Origin of the sequence: Variovorax paradoxus, assembly GCF_024734665.1 — a bacterium.
In the GTDB taxonomy this organism is placed as follows: domain Bacteria; phylum Pseudomonadota; class Gammaproteobacteria; order Burkholderiales; family Burkholderiaceae_C; genus Variovorax.
Genome location: NZ_CP102931.1, coordinates 4,537,462 through 4,552,639, shown reverse-complemented (window position 1 = coordinate 4,552,639; position 15,178 = coordinate 4,537,462). Strand labels below are relative to the sequence as shown.

Here is a 15,178-nt window from a genome sequence, read left to right as displayed (position 1 = left end):
GCGGTGGTTGAGTTTGGCTGTTGGCTGTTCGAAGGCCGAGCGAAGCGATGGCCTGTTCGAACTCCCTTCTGGCTGCGCCGAGGAGCGCAGACGTAGACGGGATCAGGGCCGCAGCTGTCTGAGCGCAACGCAGTGGAGCGAGTTCTGCGGACCCCCGTCTACGTCGAGCACCGCAGGTTGCCCGAAGCGAAGCGAAGGGTCGCAGACAGTAGGGTCGCCTTTCTTTTGCCTACTTTTCTTTGGCGAAGCAAAGAAAAGTAGGTCGCCCGCCGGGGCGAGACCCGGCCTCCGCCCTCCGCAAGGAGAGCAAAGATGAATCTCTCGCTGCCTTTCGTCCGCCGCCCCATAGGCACAGTCCTACTGACCATAGGCATAGCCCTGGCAGGCATAGCCGCATTCTTCGTCCTCCCAGTCTCCCCACTCCCCCAAGTCGATTACCCAGTCATCTCAGTAAGAGCCTCCATCCCCGGAGCAAGCCCCGAGACGATGGCAACCAGCGTAGCAACCCCGCTGGAACGCCACTTAGGCACCATCGCAGGCGTCAACGAAATGACGTCCACCAGCTCGGTAGGCTCCGCCCGAGTCACCCTGCAGTTCGACCTGAGCCGCAACATCGACGGCGCCGCCAGAGAAGTGCAGGCCGCCATCAACGCCAGCCGCGTCGACCTGCCCGCCACACTAAGAAGCAACCCGACCTACCGCAAGGCCAACCCGGCCGCCTCGCCGGTCATCATCCTGGCCCTCACGTCCAAGACCAAGACCCCGGGCCAGATCTACGACGCCGTCTCGAACATCGTCAGCCAGCGCCTGTCCCAGGTAGATGGCGTGGGCGACGTCGAAATCGGCGGTGGCTCGCTCCCAGCCGTGCGCATCGAGCTGCTGCCGTTCGCGCTCAGCCGCTACGGCATCAGCACCGAAGACGTGCGCGCCGCCATCCAGGCCTCCAACGCCAACCGCCCCAAGGGCACGGTCCAGGGCGAAGGCCGCAAGCTGCAGATATACACGCAGACGCCGGCCCTGCGCGCGAGCGACTACGCGCCGATGGTCATCGCCTGGCGCAACGGCGCGGCCGTGCGGCTCCAGGACGTGGCGGAGGTGGTCGATGGCGTGGAAGACACGCGCACGCTCGGCCTGTTCAACGGCGAGCCCGCGATCATCGTGCTGATCACGCGGCAGCCCTCGGCCAACATCATCGAGACCGTCGACAGCGTGCGCGCGCTGCTGCCCGAGCTGCAGGCTCAGCTGCCGCCCGACGTCACGCTGCAGGTGGCGTCGGACAGCACCAACTCCATCCGCGGCTCGCTGCGCGAGGTCGAGCTCACGCTGGTCATCTCGGTCATCCTGGTGGTGCTGGTGGTCAGCCTGTTCCTGCGCAGCGTGCGCGCGACCATCGTGCCCGCAGTGGCCACGGTGGCGGCGCTGCTGGGCACTTTCGGGGTCATGTACCTGCTGGGCTTCAGCCTCAACAACCTGAGCCTGATGGCGCTCACGGTCGCCACCGGCTTCGTGGTGGACGACGCCATCGTGGTGCTCGAAAACACCAGCCGGCACATCGAGTCGGGCATGACGCGCATGAAGGCGGCGCTGCTGGGCGCGAAGGAAGTGGGCTTCACCGTGCTGTCGATCAGCGTGTCGCTGGTGGCGGTGTTCATTCCGCTGCTGTTCATGGGCGGGCAGGTCGGCCGGCTGTTCCGCGAGTTCGCGGTAACGCTGTCGGCGGCGGTGATGATCTCGCTCGTCATCTCGCTGACCACCACGCCCATGATGTGCGCGTGGCTGCTCAAGCCCGGTGGCGAGCACGACAAGAGCAAGCCGCAGGGCCGCTTCGGGCGCATGGCGGCACGCAGCTACGACTGGGTGCTCAAGCGCTACGAGACCAGCCTCGACTGGGCGCTCGACAGCAAGGGGCTGGTCATGCTGATCCTGGTGGCGGTGGTCGGGCTCAATGTGTATCTCTTCAGCGCCGCGCCCAAGGGCTTCTTCCCGCAGCAGGACAGCGGGCAGCTCAACGGCGGCCTGCGTGCCGACCAGAGCATCTCGTCGCAGGCGCTGGCTGCCAAGCTGCGGCAGGTGGTCGACATCATCCGCAAGGACGAGGCGGTCGACACCGTGGTCGGCTTCACCGGCGCAGGCCGGGCGGGGGGCGGCTTCATGTTCGTCAACCTGAAGCCGGCCAACCAGCGCAAGGACAGCGGCCTGGCCGTGATCGCGCGGCTGCGGCCACAGCTCAACGAAGTAACGGGCCTGCGTGTGTTCCTGGGCACCGTGCAGGACGTGCGCTCGGGCGGTCGCGCCAGCAATTCCACCTACCAGTACACGCTCAAGAGCGACAACCTCGCCGACCTGCGCACCTGGGCCCTGAAGCTGTCCGACGAGCTGAAGATGCAGCCGGTGCTGACCGACATCGACACCGACCAGGACGAGAACGGCGTGGAGACGGTGGCCAAAGTCGACCCCGACAGCGCGCGCCGGCTGGGCCTTACTTCCACGGCCGTCGACAACGCGCTCTACAACGCCTTCGGGCAGCGACAGGTGGCGACCATCTACACCGAGCTGAACCAGTATCACGTGGTGATGGAATGGGCGCCGCGCTACGCGCGCAGTCCCAATGCCCTGAGCGACGTGTACGTGCCAGCCACCAAGACGACGGTAGTGGGGGGCCAGACCGTGACCACGCAGGTGGCAGCGAGCACCACGACGTCGACGAGTTCAGGTTCGTCGTCGTCCTCGAGCACGACCAGTACGGCCAGCAGCAGCACCTCCGTGCCGGTGTCGGCCAACGCGGGCCTGCGCAGCGCATCGACCGGCAACGTGCTGAGCAACACGGCCACCGCGCTCGTGCCGCTGTCGGCAGTGGCGAAGTTCGAAGAGCAATCGGTCGCCACCTCGGTGAGCCATGAAGACGGCGAACTGGCGACCACCATCTCGTTCAACCTCGCCGAAGGCGCGAACCTCGGCGATGCGCGCGAGGCCATTGCCAAGGCCGAGGCCAACATCGCGATGCCCACCAACGTGCGCGGCGCCTTCGCCGGCACGGCGGCCAGCGCGCAGCAGTCGCAGGGGCAGCAGGCCATATTGATCCTGGCCGCGCTGATCGTGATCTACATCGTGCTGGGCATCCTGTACGAAAGCCTGGTGCATCCGATCACCGTGCTGTCGACGCTGCCCTCGGCCGGCGTGGGCGCGGTGCTGGCGCTGCTGATGTTCCGCATGGAGTTCTCGATCATTGCGCTGATCGGCGTGTTCCTTCTGATCGGCATCGTGAAGAAGAACGCCATTTTGATCATCGACTTCGCGCTGGAGGCCGAGCGCTCGCGCGGGCTCTCGCCGCTGGAGGCGGTGCGCGAGGCCTGCCTGCTGCGCTTCCGCCCGATCCTGATGACCACGTTGGCGGCCGCGCTGGGCGCGCTGCCGCTGGCCATCGGCTTCGGGGAGGGCGCTGAATTGCGCCGGCCGCTGGGCGTGGCCATCATCGGCGGGCTGATCGCCAGCCAGCTGCTGACCCTGCTGACGACGCCGGTCGTCTACCTGCTGCTCGACAAATTGCGCCGCCGCGGCAAGAACGAACACGAACTGAGCCGGGTCGCGCCAGCTTGAGAACAACACCGCCATGAACGCACTGCTTTCCCTTTCTTCCTTCCGCGCGAGCCGCTTCCCGCTCTCGGCGCTCGCACTGGCTGCTGTGCTCGCCGGCTGCTCCGTCGGCCCGCGCTACGAGCAGCCCACCACCGCCGCGTCCGTCAACTGGAAGGAGCAGAAGACCGCCGAAGGCTGGCTGCCCGCCGCGCCTGCCGACGCGCTCGACCGCGGCGAATGGTGGAAGCTGTTCGGCGATGCCACGCTCGATGAACTCGCCGGCCGCGTGCAGGTGTCGAACCAGAACATCGCCGCGGCGGTGGCCAACTATTCGCAGGCCCAGGCGCTGGTGCGCGGCGAGCGGGCGGCGCTGTTCCCGTCGGTGTCGCTCGATGGCAGCGGCAAGCGCTCGGGCACCGTGGGCGGCAGCAGCACGTCGAGCCCGTCGAATGCCTTCTCGGCCACGCTCGGCGCCAGCTGGACGCCGGATGTGTGGGGCCGCCTGCGCGAAGCCGTGAGCAGCGCGCAGGCCAATGCACAGGCGAGCGAGGCCGACTTGGCCGCGGCGCGCCTGTCGGCCATCGGCGACCTGGCCACCAACTACTTTTCGCTGCGCGAGGCCGACACGGAGATCGTGTTGCTCGACGAAACCATCCAGGGCTACCAGCGCGCCTTCGAGATCACGAGCAACCGCTATCAGGCCGGCATTGCCGCGCAGACCGATGTGCTGCAGGCGCAGACGCAACTCGTCAACGCCAAGGCCGAACGGGTGGGTCTGCAGCGCACGCGCGCCACCTACGAGCACGCGATTGCCGCGCTGCTGGGCGTGGCACCAGCCGACTTCAGCCTGCCGGCCGCGCAATGGACGCCCGTGGTGCCCGGCGTGCCGCTCGGCGTGCCCTCGACGCTGCTGCAGCGCCGGCCCGACATCGCGGCCGCCGAGCGCACCGTGGCGGCGGCGAATTCGCAGATCGGCATTGCGCGCGCAGCCTACTTTCCGAACATCGGCCTCACGGCTTCGGTCGGCAGCAGCGCCAGCCGCGTGAAGGACCTGTTCAGCTCGGCCAACTCGCTGTGGTCGCTGGGCTTCTCGGTGGCGCAGGTGGTGTTCGATGCGGGCGCCATCGCGGCCAACGTCGATTCGGCCAAGGCCTCCTACGAGTCGAGCGTGGCGCGCTATCGGCAGACCGTGCTCACGGCTTTCCAGGCCGTGGAAGACCAGCTCACCGCGAGCGCGACGCTCGCCGAGCAGGAGGGCTTCCGCCGCGAGGCCTCGGCTGCGGCCGACAAGACCGAGCAGCAGTTGCTGAACCGCTATCGCGCCGCGCAGGTGAGCTACACCGACGTGGTCACCGCGCAGGCCGCCGCGCTGAGCGCGCGGCGCACGCTTGTGCAGCTGCAGGTCAGCCGCCAGACCACGGCCATCGCGCTGATCCAGGCGATGGGCGGGGGCTGGCAGGCTGGGTGGATGGGCGATGGCAACAACGCCAAAGCGGACGCGGCAGCACCGCAACCCGCCGCTTCGCGCACGCAGTAAGCGGCTGATCGATATGAAGGATGGGCACTGGGCCCATCCTCCGGCCCGGCGGTCAGGTCAATGCGCCGGACGGTCGCCGATATTGCCCAGGTAGTCCTTGTCGGTCACCAGCACCCAGAGCGCCAGCACGAGGATCACCGCGGCGACGAGCACCGCATTGACCATCGCCGTCTCGACGCCACGGAAGCCAATCACCCAGGGCGATATCGCGAGCCAGGCCGCCAGCGCAACCTCGGTCCATTCTTCCCACTGTCGGGGCACGAAGGTCGCACCGAGCGCCACCGCGCCGAGCACGATGCCGGTCGCCACCATCGTCCACATGGCGGGCGTCATGTCCGAAAAGCCCAGGACCCAGGGCGAGACGATCAGCCAGGCGCCGGCGACGGCGTTGACGGGGTCTTGCCAATGCTTCACTTGCTTCATGGTCATTACCTCCTGTCGCGACAAGGCGCCGCGACAAGCAGTTCGACTTGCGCTGGGTGGGGAGGGTTCCGGGCCCTACTAGAGTGGCAACTCCAATGTTTCCCACTTGCGCAGCATGGTCACCTGCCGGCGGAGGTAGTCGGTCGGTATGGTCTGGGAGCCCCAGACGGGAACCCTTCCTGCGCACTCTCCCAGCAGCCAGATCTGCCGCACGGCCATGAAACGTGCGATGGCGGCAAGGTCGGCATCGGAAAGGGGCCGGGCCTCGCGATAGGCGGATATGAAGTTCCGCCACTGCCCCGTTGCCTTGTCGCTCAGTACGCCATCGGGCGTGCGCGGATGCAGGCTCCACGGATAGACCGCCAGTTCATAAGCCAGGTAGCCAGGGCCCGCCTCGTCGAAGTCGAAGAACACCGCCTCGTGCTGGTCCTGCGCACCGCGCACGATGAAGTTGTTGCTGCCGTGCGCGTCGCCGTGGCACAGCACGCGGCTGAGTTCGCCCAATGCCAGGACATCGCTGTGCAGGCGCTGGCCCAGCATCTCGAATTGCGGGCGCAGCTCGGCGGTCATGGTCGGAGCGCGCAGCAGGCCTTGCAGGGGGCGCAGCAGCAGGTAGTCCAGGTCGAGGCAGTAGCTGCTGGCCGGCCCCTGGTAGCTTTCGCCCGCGACGTGCAGGGCGGCCAGCCCGTGCGCAAAGGCTTCGATGTCATCGGCCGAGTCGCCGGTGAACTCTCCGTCCAGATACTCGAACAGCATCAGCGCCCGGGAGCCCTCGGGTAGCGACACGTGGATGGCGACTTCACCGTCCGTGGTGGGCAGGCAACGGGATACGGGGCATCCGGCCTGGGCCCAATGCTGCAGCGCGGCTGATTCGAACAGCATGTTGGGGCCGCCTCGGGGCCGCTCGGCACAGAGCCGCGCCACGGCACGTCGCCCACTGGCAAAGCTCAGTCGATAGACTTGATTGAAGCTGCGCCGCAGGAACTCGCTCTCGACCACTTCGCCCAGGCCGTAGTGCGCCTGAACCAGCTTCGCAATGCTTGCCGCCGTCGGCGTGGATTGCGCGATTTCCAGATTCATCTGGCGTCCCTAGGGAAAAAGGGCGCGATTATGCAGGTCGGCCGGCAAACGGACTCAAAGCTGTACCCCCAGGAGATCGTCGATGCGCAACATTGCCAGGTACTGGATCGCGGGCTTTCTCTTTCTGATTGCACTGGTTTCGCCAGTCCAGGCGCAGACCACGCAGAAGGTGGTGGACATTCCCACCCGGCCCGGGGTAACGCAGCGGATGCTCGTGCTGTCGCCGCCAGCGCCAAGGGCTGCCGTGATCCTGCTCGCAGGCGGGCACGGCGGGTTGCAGATCTTTCCCAATGGTTCGTTCAACTGGGGCGCCGGGAATTTTCTCGTTCGCACGCGACAGCTGTTTGCGGACCAAGGGCTCATGGTCGCCGTCGTCGATGCGCCTTCGGACCGGCTGAGTCCACCCTACCTCAGCGGTTTTCGCCAGAAGCCGAAGCATGCGGCCGACATCAAGGCGGTCATTGCGTGGATGCGAGAGCAATCCAAGGTGCCTGTGTGGCTTGTGGGCACCAGCCGGGGTACGCAGTCCGCGGCATACGTCGCGACTGAGCTTTCAGGCCCTGAAGGACCGGACGGCATCGTCCTGAGCTCGACCATCCTCACCGACGACAGGGGACGGCCCGTTCCGGCAATGCCGCTGGAAAAGATCAGGGTTCCCGTTCTCGTCGTCCATCACGAGCAGGATGGCTGCGCGCTCTGCGCGTTTGCCAACGTGCCCGCCCTCATGGGGAAGCTCGAAAACTCGCCGAGGAAGGCGCTGCTGAGCTTCAAGGGTGGGGAGAACAGGGGCGACCCGTGCGAGGCCATGGCGTATCACGGCTTCAATGGGCTCGATCGCGAAGTTGTCCCGCAGATCGCCGACTGGATCATTGCCAGATAGGCGGGCCGGCCGAAAAGGCTACCGGGGGCGGGTTAACGCCTACAGCGGAAGAGGCGTTTACAGAAGTTAATAAATTTGAAGTAATCATCGAAAAAGTCCCGGAATAAAATTTTTACGGAAATCGGGGATATGAAGCATTTGTACGGGGCCGTACCATCCGCGCGACCCGCTTCCGGCGCCCCCCCAGTTCCCGACTTTCGATGACTCCCCCAGACCCCTCTCGGACACGAGCGTTGTCCGTGGCCGACACGCTGCGCAATCGCATCTTCGATGGTGTGATTGCCCCTGGCTCCCACTTGATGGAGATTTCGCTCGCCAACGAGCTTGGCGTGTCGCGCACCCCTGTGCGCGGCGCCATGGCGCGGCTGGCCGACGAGGGGCTGCTGTTGTACTTGCCCAACAAGGGCTTCCAGGTGCGCCGCTTCAACGCCAAGGACGTGTTCGACGCCTTCAGCGTGCGTGCCACGCTGGAGGGCATGTGCTGCCGCCTGATCAGCGAGCGCGGCCTCGAAAGCGGGGCCCTGGCGCAACTGACGGCCATGCTCGACGAGCAGTACGAAGTGCTGCACGGCAGAGGCGAATGGACTGACGCCCGGGCCGAGCACTGGCAGGACCTGAACCAGGCCTTTCACAGCAAGCTGCTGGCACTGGCGGACAACCGCTGGCTGACCGAGGCGGTGCAGCGAGCCAGCCAGCTGCCGATCATCTTCGACAGCAAGCTGCGCCCGCACAACCGCGACGCATCGATGCAGCTGTACCGCCACGAGCAGGCCCTGCAGGCGCTGGAAGAGCACTGCCGCATCGTCGAGGCGCTGGGCCGGCAGGAAGCCTCCAGCGCCGAAACCGCCATGCGCGAGCACATCATCGCCAACCGCGACCTGCTGGTGCTTTACCTGAGCCAGCAGGCCGCCGGCCGCACCCGGGCGCTGATCTGAGTTCTCGGCCCTAGCCGCCGCGCGCCGCCGGCGGCGTGAGGTAGGCCCCCGATTCGAACAACTGCGCCTCGGCCTGATCGATACGCCGGATCACCGGCTTGCCCGCGCGGCTGGCCAGCAGCTCGACCAGCGCTTCGGTCACCGCCACCCCCGCCGCGACCGACGGGAAGAACGAGGGGCTGTTGATCGTGAAAAGCAGCGTCTCGTCCGCCAGCAGCGACAGCGGCGAGGTCACGCTGTCGGTGATGGCGACGATGCGGCAACCCGCCGCCTTGGCCGCCTGCGCCACCTGCAGCGCCTCGCGCGAGTAGGGCGCGAAGCTCGCCACCACCAGCGCGTCGCCCTTGGCGAAGGCGCGTTGCTGCATTTCCAGCGAGCCGCCCTGGCCGTCGACCAGGTGTACGCTGGCGCGAAAGATCCGGTACACGTAGACGAATGAAAAGGCGATCGGAAAGCACGCCCTGAACCCCGCGGCGTGCACGGCCGGGGCCTTCTCGATCAGCGCGCAGGCCTTTTGCAGCGCCTGCTCGCTCTGCTGGTGCGTGGCTTCGAGGTTGCGGCGCTGCACCTCGAACATTTCGCCGGTCAGCGTCTGGTCCTTGGCGCGGCCGACGAGCTGCTTGGCGCGCCCGCCGTAGGTTTCGGCGGAGCCCAGGCCCATGTCGGCGGCGAAGGCTTCCTTGAGCTGCGGCCAGCCTTCGAAGCCCAGATGCTGCGCGAAACGCACGAGGGTGGCGGGCGTGCTCTGCGAGCGCGTGCCGACGTTGCGCATCGAACTCGTGACCACCTCGTTCGGATGGTCGAGCACGTAGCGCGCCACCTGCTGCAGGGCGGGGCTCAGTTCGTTGAAACGCTGGCGGATCTGCTCTCGGGCGCCCATGGCGGTGTCTCTCTTCGGCTGTCGTTGGAACAAATGTACCGGAGGGGTCGAGTGGCGGCAGTTGACGGAACAAATGTTCCAAATAATAATCCGGCGGAAACGTTAGTTCCAACCTTCGAATCCAGTTGCCAGCCGCCATGACGCACGTCTTCCACCGCCACCTTCGCCAGACCCCGCCCGTTGCCACCGGCTCCCACGGCATGTTCATCCGCGACGCCGAAGGCCGCGAATACCTCGACGCCTCTGGCGGCGCGGCGGTGTCGTCGCTCGGCCATGCGCACCCCGAGGTGCTGGCCGCCATGCATGCACAGATCGACAAGCTCGCCTACGCGCACACCAGCTTCTTCACGAGCGAAGTGGCCGAGCAGTTGGCCGACGAAATGATCGGCTCCGCCCCCGAGGGCATGAGCCACGTCTACCTGGTGAGCGGTGGCTCGGAGGCGGTGGAGTCGGCGCTGAAGATGGCGCGCCAATACTTCGTGGAGATCGGCCAGCCGCAGCGCACGCACTTCATCGCGCGCCGCCAGAGCTACCACGGCAACACGCTGGGCGCGCTGGCCGTGGGCGGCAACGCATGGCGGCGCGAACCCTTCGCACCCATCCTCGTGCCGGCCACGCACGTGTCGCCCTGCTATCCGTACCGCGAGCAACGCGATGATGAAAGCGCCGAGCAGTACGGCCTGCGCCTGGCGGCCGAGCTCGAAGCGGCCATCCTCGCGCAGGGCGCTGACAGCGTCATCGCCTTCGTGGCAGAGACCGTCGGCGGCGCCACGGCCGGTGTGCTCACGCCAGTGCGGGGCTACTTCAAGGCGGTGCGCGCGGTGTGCGACAAGTACGGCGTGCTGCTGATCCTCGACGAGGTGATGTGCGGCATGGGCCGCACCGGCTCGCTGCATGCCTGCGAGCAGGAGGGCGTGGTGCCCGACCTCATGACCGTTGCCAAGGGCCTGGGCGGCGGCTATCAGCCGGTGGGCGCGGTGCTGGCGCAGCGCCGCATCGTCGAAGCCATGTCCAGCGGCAGCGGCTTCTTCCAGCACGGCCACACCTACCTCGGCCACCCGATGGCCTGCGCTGCTGCGCTCGCGGTGCAGCAGGTGATCCGGCGCGACGGGCTGGTCGCCAAGGTGCGCGAAGACGGCGTTGCCTTCGGCGCGATGCTGGCCGAGGCGCTGGGCGCGCACCCGCACGTGGGCGACATCCGCGGCCGCGGCTTTTTCTGGGGCATCGAGCTGGTGGCCGACCGCGCGAGCAAGACGCCTTTCGATCCGGCGCTGAAGGTCAACGCCACCGTCAAGAAGGACGCCATGGCGCGCGGCCTGCTGTGCTACCCCTTCGGCGGCACGGTCGACGGCCGGCTGGGCGACCACGTGCTGCTCGCGCCACCCTTCATCGCCACGCGGCAAGACCTGCAGGAGATCGCCGCGCGGCTCGCGGCCTCCATCGATGCGGTCACACGTGCAGCCGCCCGCTGAGCGCTACCACTTTCCCGTTCGTCTTTTCTTCAACCATCGTTCCGAGGAGCGTTCCATGCCCAAGCTTCGTCTGCCGTTTCCCTTTGGTGCCGCGCTCGCGGTGATCCTTGTGGCCTTCATGCCGCTCACGGCCGTGCAGGCCCAGGAAGGCGACACGCTCGCGAAGATAAAGGCCAGCGGCGCCATCGCCTTCGGCTACCGGGAGTCGTCCTTCGGCTTTTCGTACCTCGACGGCAACCTCAAACCCGTGGGCTACAGCATCGAGATCTGCAACCGCATCGTCGAGGCCGTGAAGAGCGAGCTGAAGATGCCGGCCATCGAGATCAAGTACCAGGCCGTTACCTCTGCCAACCGCATTCCGCTGGTACAGAACGGCACGGTCGACATCGAGTGCGGCTCCACCACCAACCTGGTCGAGCGGCAGAAGCAGGTGGCGTTCTCGCCGGACATCTTCCGCTACAACGTGCGCATGCTGGTGAAGGCCGATTCGGGCATCAAGAGCATTGCCGACCTGCAGGGCAAGACGGTGGCCACCACCAGCGGCACCACATCGTTTCGCCTGCTGCGCGAGGCTGACCGCGGCCGCAGCCTCGAAGTGAACAACCTCGCGGGCAAGGACCATAGCGACTCGTTCCTGCTGGTGGAAAGCGGCCGCGCCCAGGCCTTCGTGCTCGACGACATCCTGCTGGCCGGGCAGATCGCGAATGCGCGCAACCCGAAGGACTTCGTCATCACCGGCGAGAGCCTGCGCACCGAAAACCAGTCGCTGATGTTCCGCAAGGACGACCCGGCCTTCAAGGCGCTGGTCGACCGCGTGGTGTCGGGCATGATGAAGTCGGGCGAGATGGAGAAGCTCTATGCCAAGTGGTTCATGTCGCCGATTCCGCCGAAGGGCATCAACATCAACTACCCGCTGAATGCCGAAACGAAGGAAGCGTTCGCCAATCCTTCTTCGAAGGGCATCTGAGCTTCTGAAGAGCCTCCGAATTCATGACCCGCATTGCCCTGATCCACGCGCTCTCGCACTCCGTCGCGCCCATCAACGAAGCCTTTGCGCGCGACTGGCCCGAGGCCGTGCGCATGAACCTGCTCGACGACAGCCTCTCGGCCGACCTGGCGCGCAACGGCAAGGGGCTCGACGCCGCCATGCACGAGCGCTTCGAGCGTCTCGCGCAGTACGCGGTCGATACGGGTGCGCAGGGCATTCTCTTCACCTGCTCGGCCTTCGGGCCGTGCATAGAGGCGGTGGCGCGGCGGCATGCGGGCATTCCGGTGCTCAAGCCCAACGAAGCCATGATCGACGAGGCGGCGCAAGGGCAAGGGCAAGGGCAAGGGCAGGGGCGGTTAGGGCTGATCGCGACCTTTGCGCCCACGCTGGCTTCGATGCCGCCAGAGTTTCCGCAAGACACGGCACTCGAGCTCGCGCTGGCCGAGGGTGCGCTAGACGCACTGAATGCCGGCGATGTGCAGCGCCACGACACCCTGATCGCTGCGCAGGCCACAGCGCTGCGCGAACGCGGCTGCACGCGCATCGCGCTGGCGCAGTTCAGCATGGCCAGGGCACGCGCCGCTTGCGAGGCCGCCAGCGGCCTGCCGGTGCTGACCACAGTCGACAGCGCGGTGCGCGCGCTGCGCCAGCGCACGGCTCAGTAGCGTGAGCGCGAGCCTTCGATGACCGAGAACAGCGCCGTGATCGCGATCTGGGCCGCGTCGCTGCGCCCCAGGTTGCGGGTGAGGCCGGTTTCACGGTCGGTTGCTTCCAGGCCCTGCGACAGGCGCCGGTAGATGTCGGCCGAGGGCATGCTCGCCGAGGTGCCCAGCGCGTCGCAGTAGGTGTCGGTGAGAACGCCCGCGAGTTGTTCGCTCTGCGCGTTCGACAGCTTCATCGGGTCGCCCGCGAACATGGCGGCGATGCAGTGCATCAGGTAGGCCTGTGTTTCGAGTGAGAACGACTGTTGCCGCACGTAGCATTCCACGGCCGCCCAGAAGAGCGGCTCCGAAGTGCGGCGCCAGGCCTCCAGCACCTTGCGCGCCTTGGCCACCAGGTCGGCGTGCGTGTCGCCGGGCTCGGTGGGGCGCAGTGCCAGGCCCTGCAGGGTGAGCGCGGCTTCGGAACCGGATGCGCCGAGGATGAAGCTCCAGAACTTCCAGCGGGCGTACCACTTCTTGTCGTGCGCCGGGTCGAGCGGCTCGAGCAGCCAGAAGTCGATGCTCTGCGCGGCATCGCCGTGCTGCTCAGCCACATGGCCGTCGCCGAGGTCGAGTGCCTGCATGCCCGACTGCATGCGGTCGGCCGCGATGTGGCCCTGCGCGACGATGCCGGCGCTCGAGCCCGAGCGGTCGATGTCGAGCAGCCGCTGCATCAGCTGCTGCAGTTCGTGGGCCGACGCGCCGGTGGCTTCGGCAACGCGCTGCATCGAGGCGCGCTGCTCGCGCTCGAGGTCCTGTGCATTCTTGCGTCGGTCTTCGCCGTGGTCGTCGACGGTCGAGGTATGTTCTTCGTGCCCGTTGCCGGGCATTGGCGTTCGCATTTGGCGCAAGCTCCTTCGGACATCACACATGCCCGGTAATGCACTACTTTGTGTTAACGCACTGCATCTGAACATCACCGGAACTGGGGATCCTGAATTCCCCCTGACCGACCCATCGTGATAATGGCTGCTCTTAAAAGGAGTACGCGTGGATATTGTTTTGCTGGCCAAGGCCGCCGTCATGGGCATCGTCGAGGGGCTGACCGAATTCCTTCCGATCTCATCGACCGGCCATCTGATTCTTGCGGGCTCGCTGCTCGGCGGCTTCGGCGACAACCGGGGCAAGGTTTTCGAGATCGCCATCCAGACCGGCGCGATCTTCGCGGTGATCCTGGTCTATTGGCAGAAGATCAAATCGACCGTTGTCGCATTGCCGCGGCAACCGAAGGCACAGCGCCTGGCGCTGAACATCTTCATCGGCTTCCTGCCCGCGGTGGTGCTGGGCCTGCTGTTCGGCAAGGTCATCAAGGAGCACCTGTTCATTCCGACCGTGGTAGCGAGCACCTTCATCATCGGCGGCTTCATCATTTTGTGGGCAGAGAAGCGGCCACCGGGCTCGGTGCGCGTCGAGCACGTGGACGACCTGACGCCGTGGGATGCGCTGAAGGTTGGCCTGGTGCAGTGCTTCGCGATGATCCCGGGCACCAGCCGCAGCGGCTCGACCATCATCGGCGGCATGCTGCTGGGCCTCTCGCGCCAGGCGGCGACCGATTTCTCTTTCTTCCTTGCCATTCCGACGCTGATCGGCGCGGGGCTCTACAGCATCTACAAGGAGCGCGCGGCGCTGTCGATGGCCGACATTCCGCTGTTCGCCGTGGGGCTGGTGTTCTCGTTCATCAGCGCCTGGCTGTGCGTGCGCTGGCTGCTGAAGTTCATCAGCACCCACAACTTCATTCCGTTCGCCTGGTACCGCATTGCCTTCGGCATCCTGGTGCTGGCCACGGCGTGGACCGGCACGGTGGTCTGGGCCGATTGATTCGGCCCTGAAGCTTCAGGCTGCGGCGCCCAGCAGGGCGCTGGCGGCCCGGGCCTCCTGCCGCACCGCCGTGGCAATGGGCCCGTCGATGGCCGGATCGAAGCCCCCCGTGGCGCCCAGCGCGGTGATCACGGCGCACACCCGGCCCGCATAGTCGTACACCGGTGCCGCCACGGCGCTGATGCCGCGCAGGTAGGTGTCCTTCACGCTGGCGCAGTTCGTTAGCCGCACCTCGCGGCGCAAATGCCCGATCGGGTCTTTCGCGTCGAGCTGCGCCCGCATTTCGGGCGTGGCCTCACCCAGTTCCTGCTCGGCCAGCGCCAACACGCGCGATTCGTCGAGCAGTCCCAGAAAGGCGCGGCCGGTGGCCGACCACAGCATCGACATCACCGAGCCGGCGCGCACGTTCACCGTCACCGGCAGGCCCGGCTCCTCGAAACGCACGATGGTCGGGCCCTTGTTGCCCATGACCGCGACGAAGCACGTCACCTCCAGCGACTCGCGCAGGCGGATCAGGCAGGGCTCGGCCGCGCGGATCGGGTCGGCCTGCCGCATCGCGGCCAGCCCGATCTGGATGGCCTCGGTGCCCAGGTAGTAGTGCTGCGAGGCCGCGTCCTGCAGCACGAGGCCCGCTTCCATCAGGCTGGCGAGGTAGCGGTGCACCTTGGCCGGGCTCTCGGCGACGTGCGTCGACAACGCCGTGAGGCTGCTGCGGCCGCCCAGGTGCGCCAGCCCCTTGAGCACGGCCATGCCGGTTTCGGCGGACTGCACGCGCTGGCGGCGTTCGCGGGCGGGGGAGGCGGAGGAGGAAGGGCTGGGTTCCGGGGATGAGGTCATGTCGTCTTCATGTTAGGTGCTCGGCCTGCATGGCCGGGTAAACCCGCGATT

The 15,178-nt window shown here is 66.8% G+C and carries 13 protein-coding genes; 8 read left to right on the top strand and 5 right to left on the bottom strand.

The window, feature by feature from the left end:
• Positions 1-312: 312 nt before the first annotated feature.
• Together NWF24_RS21480 and NWF24_RS21475 are read left to right on the top strand one after the other, a co-directional pair.
• A complete protein-coding gene (locus NWF24_RS21480; RefSeq protein WP_258350296.1) occupies positions 313-3,597 on the top strand; it encodes an efflux RND transporter permease subunit in 3,285 nt (1,094 codons plus the stop codon).
• 13 nt (positions 3,598-3,610) lie between these two features.
• Positions 3,611-5,113: an efflux transporter outer membrane subunit gene (locus tag NWF24_RS21475; protein ID WP_093059040.1), complete on the top strand. Its 1,503-nt coding sequence runs from the start codon at positions 3,611-3,613 to the stop codon at positions 5,111-5,113.
• Between the two features lie 57 nt (positions 5,114-5,170).
• Here NWF24_RS21475 and NWF24_RS21470 read toward each other — a convergent pair whose 3' ends face one another.
• Both NWF24_RS21470 and NWF24_RS21465 read right to left on the bottom strand, forming a co-directional pair.
• Positions 5,171-5,536, bottom strand: coding sequence for an SPW repeat protein (locus NWF24_RS21470; protein WP_258350294.1), 366 nt, complete (start codon positions 5,534-5,536; stop codon positions 5,171-5,173).
• A 78-nt stretch (positions 5,537-5,614) separates the two neighbouring features.
• A complete protein-coding gene (locus NWF24_RS21465) occupies positions 5,615-6,616 on the bottom strand; it encodes a phosphotransferase enzyme family protein (protein WP_258350293.1) in 1,002 nt (333 codons plus the stop codon).
• Positions 6,617-6,698: 82 nt separating this feature from the next.
• On the opposite strand from NWF24_RS21465, the gene NWF24_RS21460 reads away from it, so the two are divergent.
• Both NWF24_RS21460 and NWF24_RS21455 read left to right on the top strand, forming a co-directional pair.
• Positions 6,699-7,496, top strand: coding sequence for an alpha/beta hydrolase (locus NWF24_RS21460; protein ID WP_258350292.1), 798 nt, complete (start codon positions 6,699-6,701; stop codon positions 7,494-7,496).
• A 239-nt stretch (positions 7,497-7,735) separates the two neighbouring features.
• Positions 7,736-8,431: a GntR family transcriptional regulator gene (locus tag NWF24_RS21455; RefSeq protein ID WP_258350291.1), complete on the top strand. Its 696-nt coding sequence runs from the start codon at positions 7,736-7,738 to the stop codon at positions 8,429-8,431.
• A gap of 10 nt (positions 8,432-8,441) precedes the next feature.
• Here NWF24_RS21455 and NWF24_RS21450 read toward each other — a convergent pair whose 3' ends face one another.
• On the bottom strand, positions 8,442-9,311 hold the full coding sequence (locus NWF24_RS21450) for a MurR/RpiR family transcriptional regulator (RefSeq protein WP_258350290.1): 870 nt from the start codon (positions 9,309-9,311) through the stop codon (positions 8,442-8,444).
• Positions 9,312-9,448: 137 nt separating this feature from the next.
• Here NWF24_RS21450 and NWF24_RS21445 point away from each other — a divergent pair, with 137 nt between their 5' ends.
• Genes NWF24_RS21445 through NWF24_RS21435 form a run of 3 tightly spaced genes read left to right on the top strand, consistent with a single transcriptional unit; the run spans position 9,449 to position 12,436 of the window.
• Positions 9,449-10,783: an aspartate aminotransferase family protein gene (locus NWF24_RS21445; protein ID WP_258350289.1), complete on the top strand. Its 1,335-nt coding sequence runs from the start codon at positions 9,449-9,451 to the stop codon at positions 10,781-10,783.
• Between the two features lie 55 nt (positions 10,784-10,838).
• Positions 10,839-11,750, top strand: coding sequence for a transporter substrate-binding domain-containing protein (locus NWF24_RS21440; RefSeq protein ID WP_258350288.1), 912 nt, complete (start codon positions 10,839-10,841; stop codon positions 11,748-11,750).
• 23 nt (positions 11,751-11,773) lie between these two features.
• The gene (locus NWF24_RS21435; protein WP_258350287.1) at positions 11,774-12,436 is read left to right on the top strand and encodes an aspartate/glutamate racemase family protein; all 663 of its coding nucleotides are present in this window, start codon (positions 11,774-11,776) and stop codon (positions 12,434-12,436) included.
• On the opposite strand, the gene NWF24_RS21430 is transcribed toward NWF24_RS21435, so the two are convergent.
• The gene (locus NWF24_RS21430; protein WP_258350286.1) at positions 12,430-13,314 is read right to left on the bottom strand and encodes a hypothetical protein; all 885 of its coding nucleotides are present in this window, start codon (positions 13,312-13,314) and stop codon (positions 12,430-12,432) included. The two genes, NWF24_RS21435 and NWF24_RS21430, sit on opposite strands and share 7 nt — an antisense overlap.
• A 148-nt stretch (positions 13,315-13,462) precedes the next feature.
• On the opposite strand from NWF24_RS21430, the gene NWF24_RS21425 reads away from it, so the two are divergent.
• Complete coding sequence (locus NWF24_RS21425; protein WP_093059047.1) at positions 13,463-14,290, top strand: undecaprenyl-diphosphate phosphatase; 828 nt, start codon at positions 13,463-13,465, stop codon at positions 14,288-14,290.
• A gap of 15 nt (positions 14,291-14,305) precedes the next feature.
• Here NWF24_RS21425 and NWF24_RS21420 read toward each other — a convergent pair whose 3' ends face one another.
• Entirely contained in the window at positions 14,306-15,127 is an 822-nt protein-coding gene (locus NWF24_RS21420) for an IclR family transcriptional regulator (RefSeq protein ID WP_258350285.1), read from the bottom strand.
• Positions 15,128-15,178 lie beyond the last annotated feature (51 nt).

Bases quoted from the DNA above. Each gene is read 5' to 3' on its own strand.
- NWF24_RS21465 (WP_258350293.1), bottom strand. From the start codon at position 6,616: ATGAATCTGGAAATCGCGCAATCCACGCCGACGGCGGCAAGCATTGCG.
- NWF24_RS21470 (WP_258350294.1), bottom strand. From the start codon at position 5,536: ATGAAGCAAGTGAAGCATTGGCAAGACCCCGTCAACGCCGTCGCCGGC.
- NWF24_RS21450 (WP_258350290.1), bottom strand. From the start codon at position 9,311: ATGGGCGCCCGAGAGCAGATCCGCCAGCGTTTCAACGAACTGAGCCCC.
- NWF24_RS21430 (WP_258350286.1), bottom strand. From the start codon at position 13,314: ATGCGAACGCCAATGCCCGGCAACGGGCACGAAGAACATACCTCGACC.
- NWF24_RS21445 (WP_258350289.1), top strand. From the start codon at position 9,449: ATGACGCACGTCTTCCACCGCCACCTTCGCCAGACCCCGCCCGTTGCC.
- NWF24_RS21420 (WP_258350285.1), bottom strand. From the start codon at position 15,127: ATGACCTCATCCCCGGAACCCAGCCCTTCCTCCTCCGCCTCCCCCGCC.
- NWF24_RS21460 (WP_258350292.1), top strand. From the start codon at position 6,699: ATGCGCAACATTGCCAGGTACTGGATCGCGGGCTTTCTCTTTCTGATT.
- NWF24_RS21480 (WP_258350296.1), top strand. From the start codon at position 313: ATGAATCTCTCGCTGCCTTTCGTCCGCCGCCCCATAGGCACAGTCCTA.
- NWF24_RS21440 (WP_258350288.1), top strand. From the start codon at position 10,839: ATGCCCAAGCTTCGTCTGCCGTTTCCCTTTGGTGCCGCGCTCGCGGTG.
- NWF24_RS21435 (WP_258350287.1), top strand. From the start codon at position 11,774: ATGACCCGCATTGCCCTGATCCACGCGCTCTCGCACTCCGTCGCGCCC.
- NWF24_RS21475 (WP_093059040.1), top strand. From the start codon at position 3,611: ATGAACGCACTGCTTTCCCTTTCTTCCTTCCGCGCGAGCCGCTTCCCG.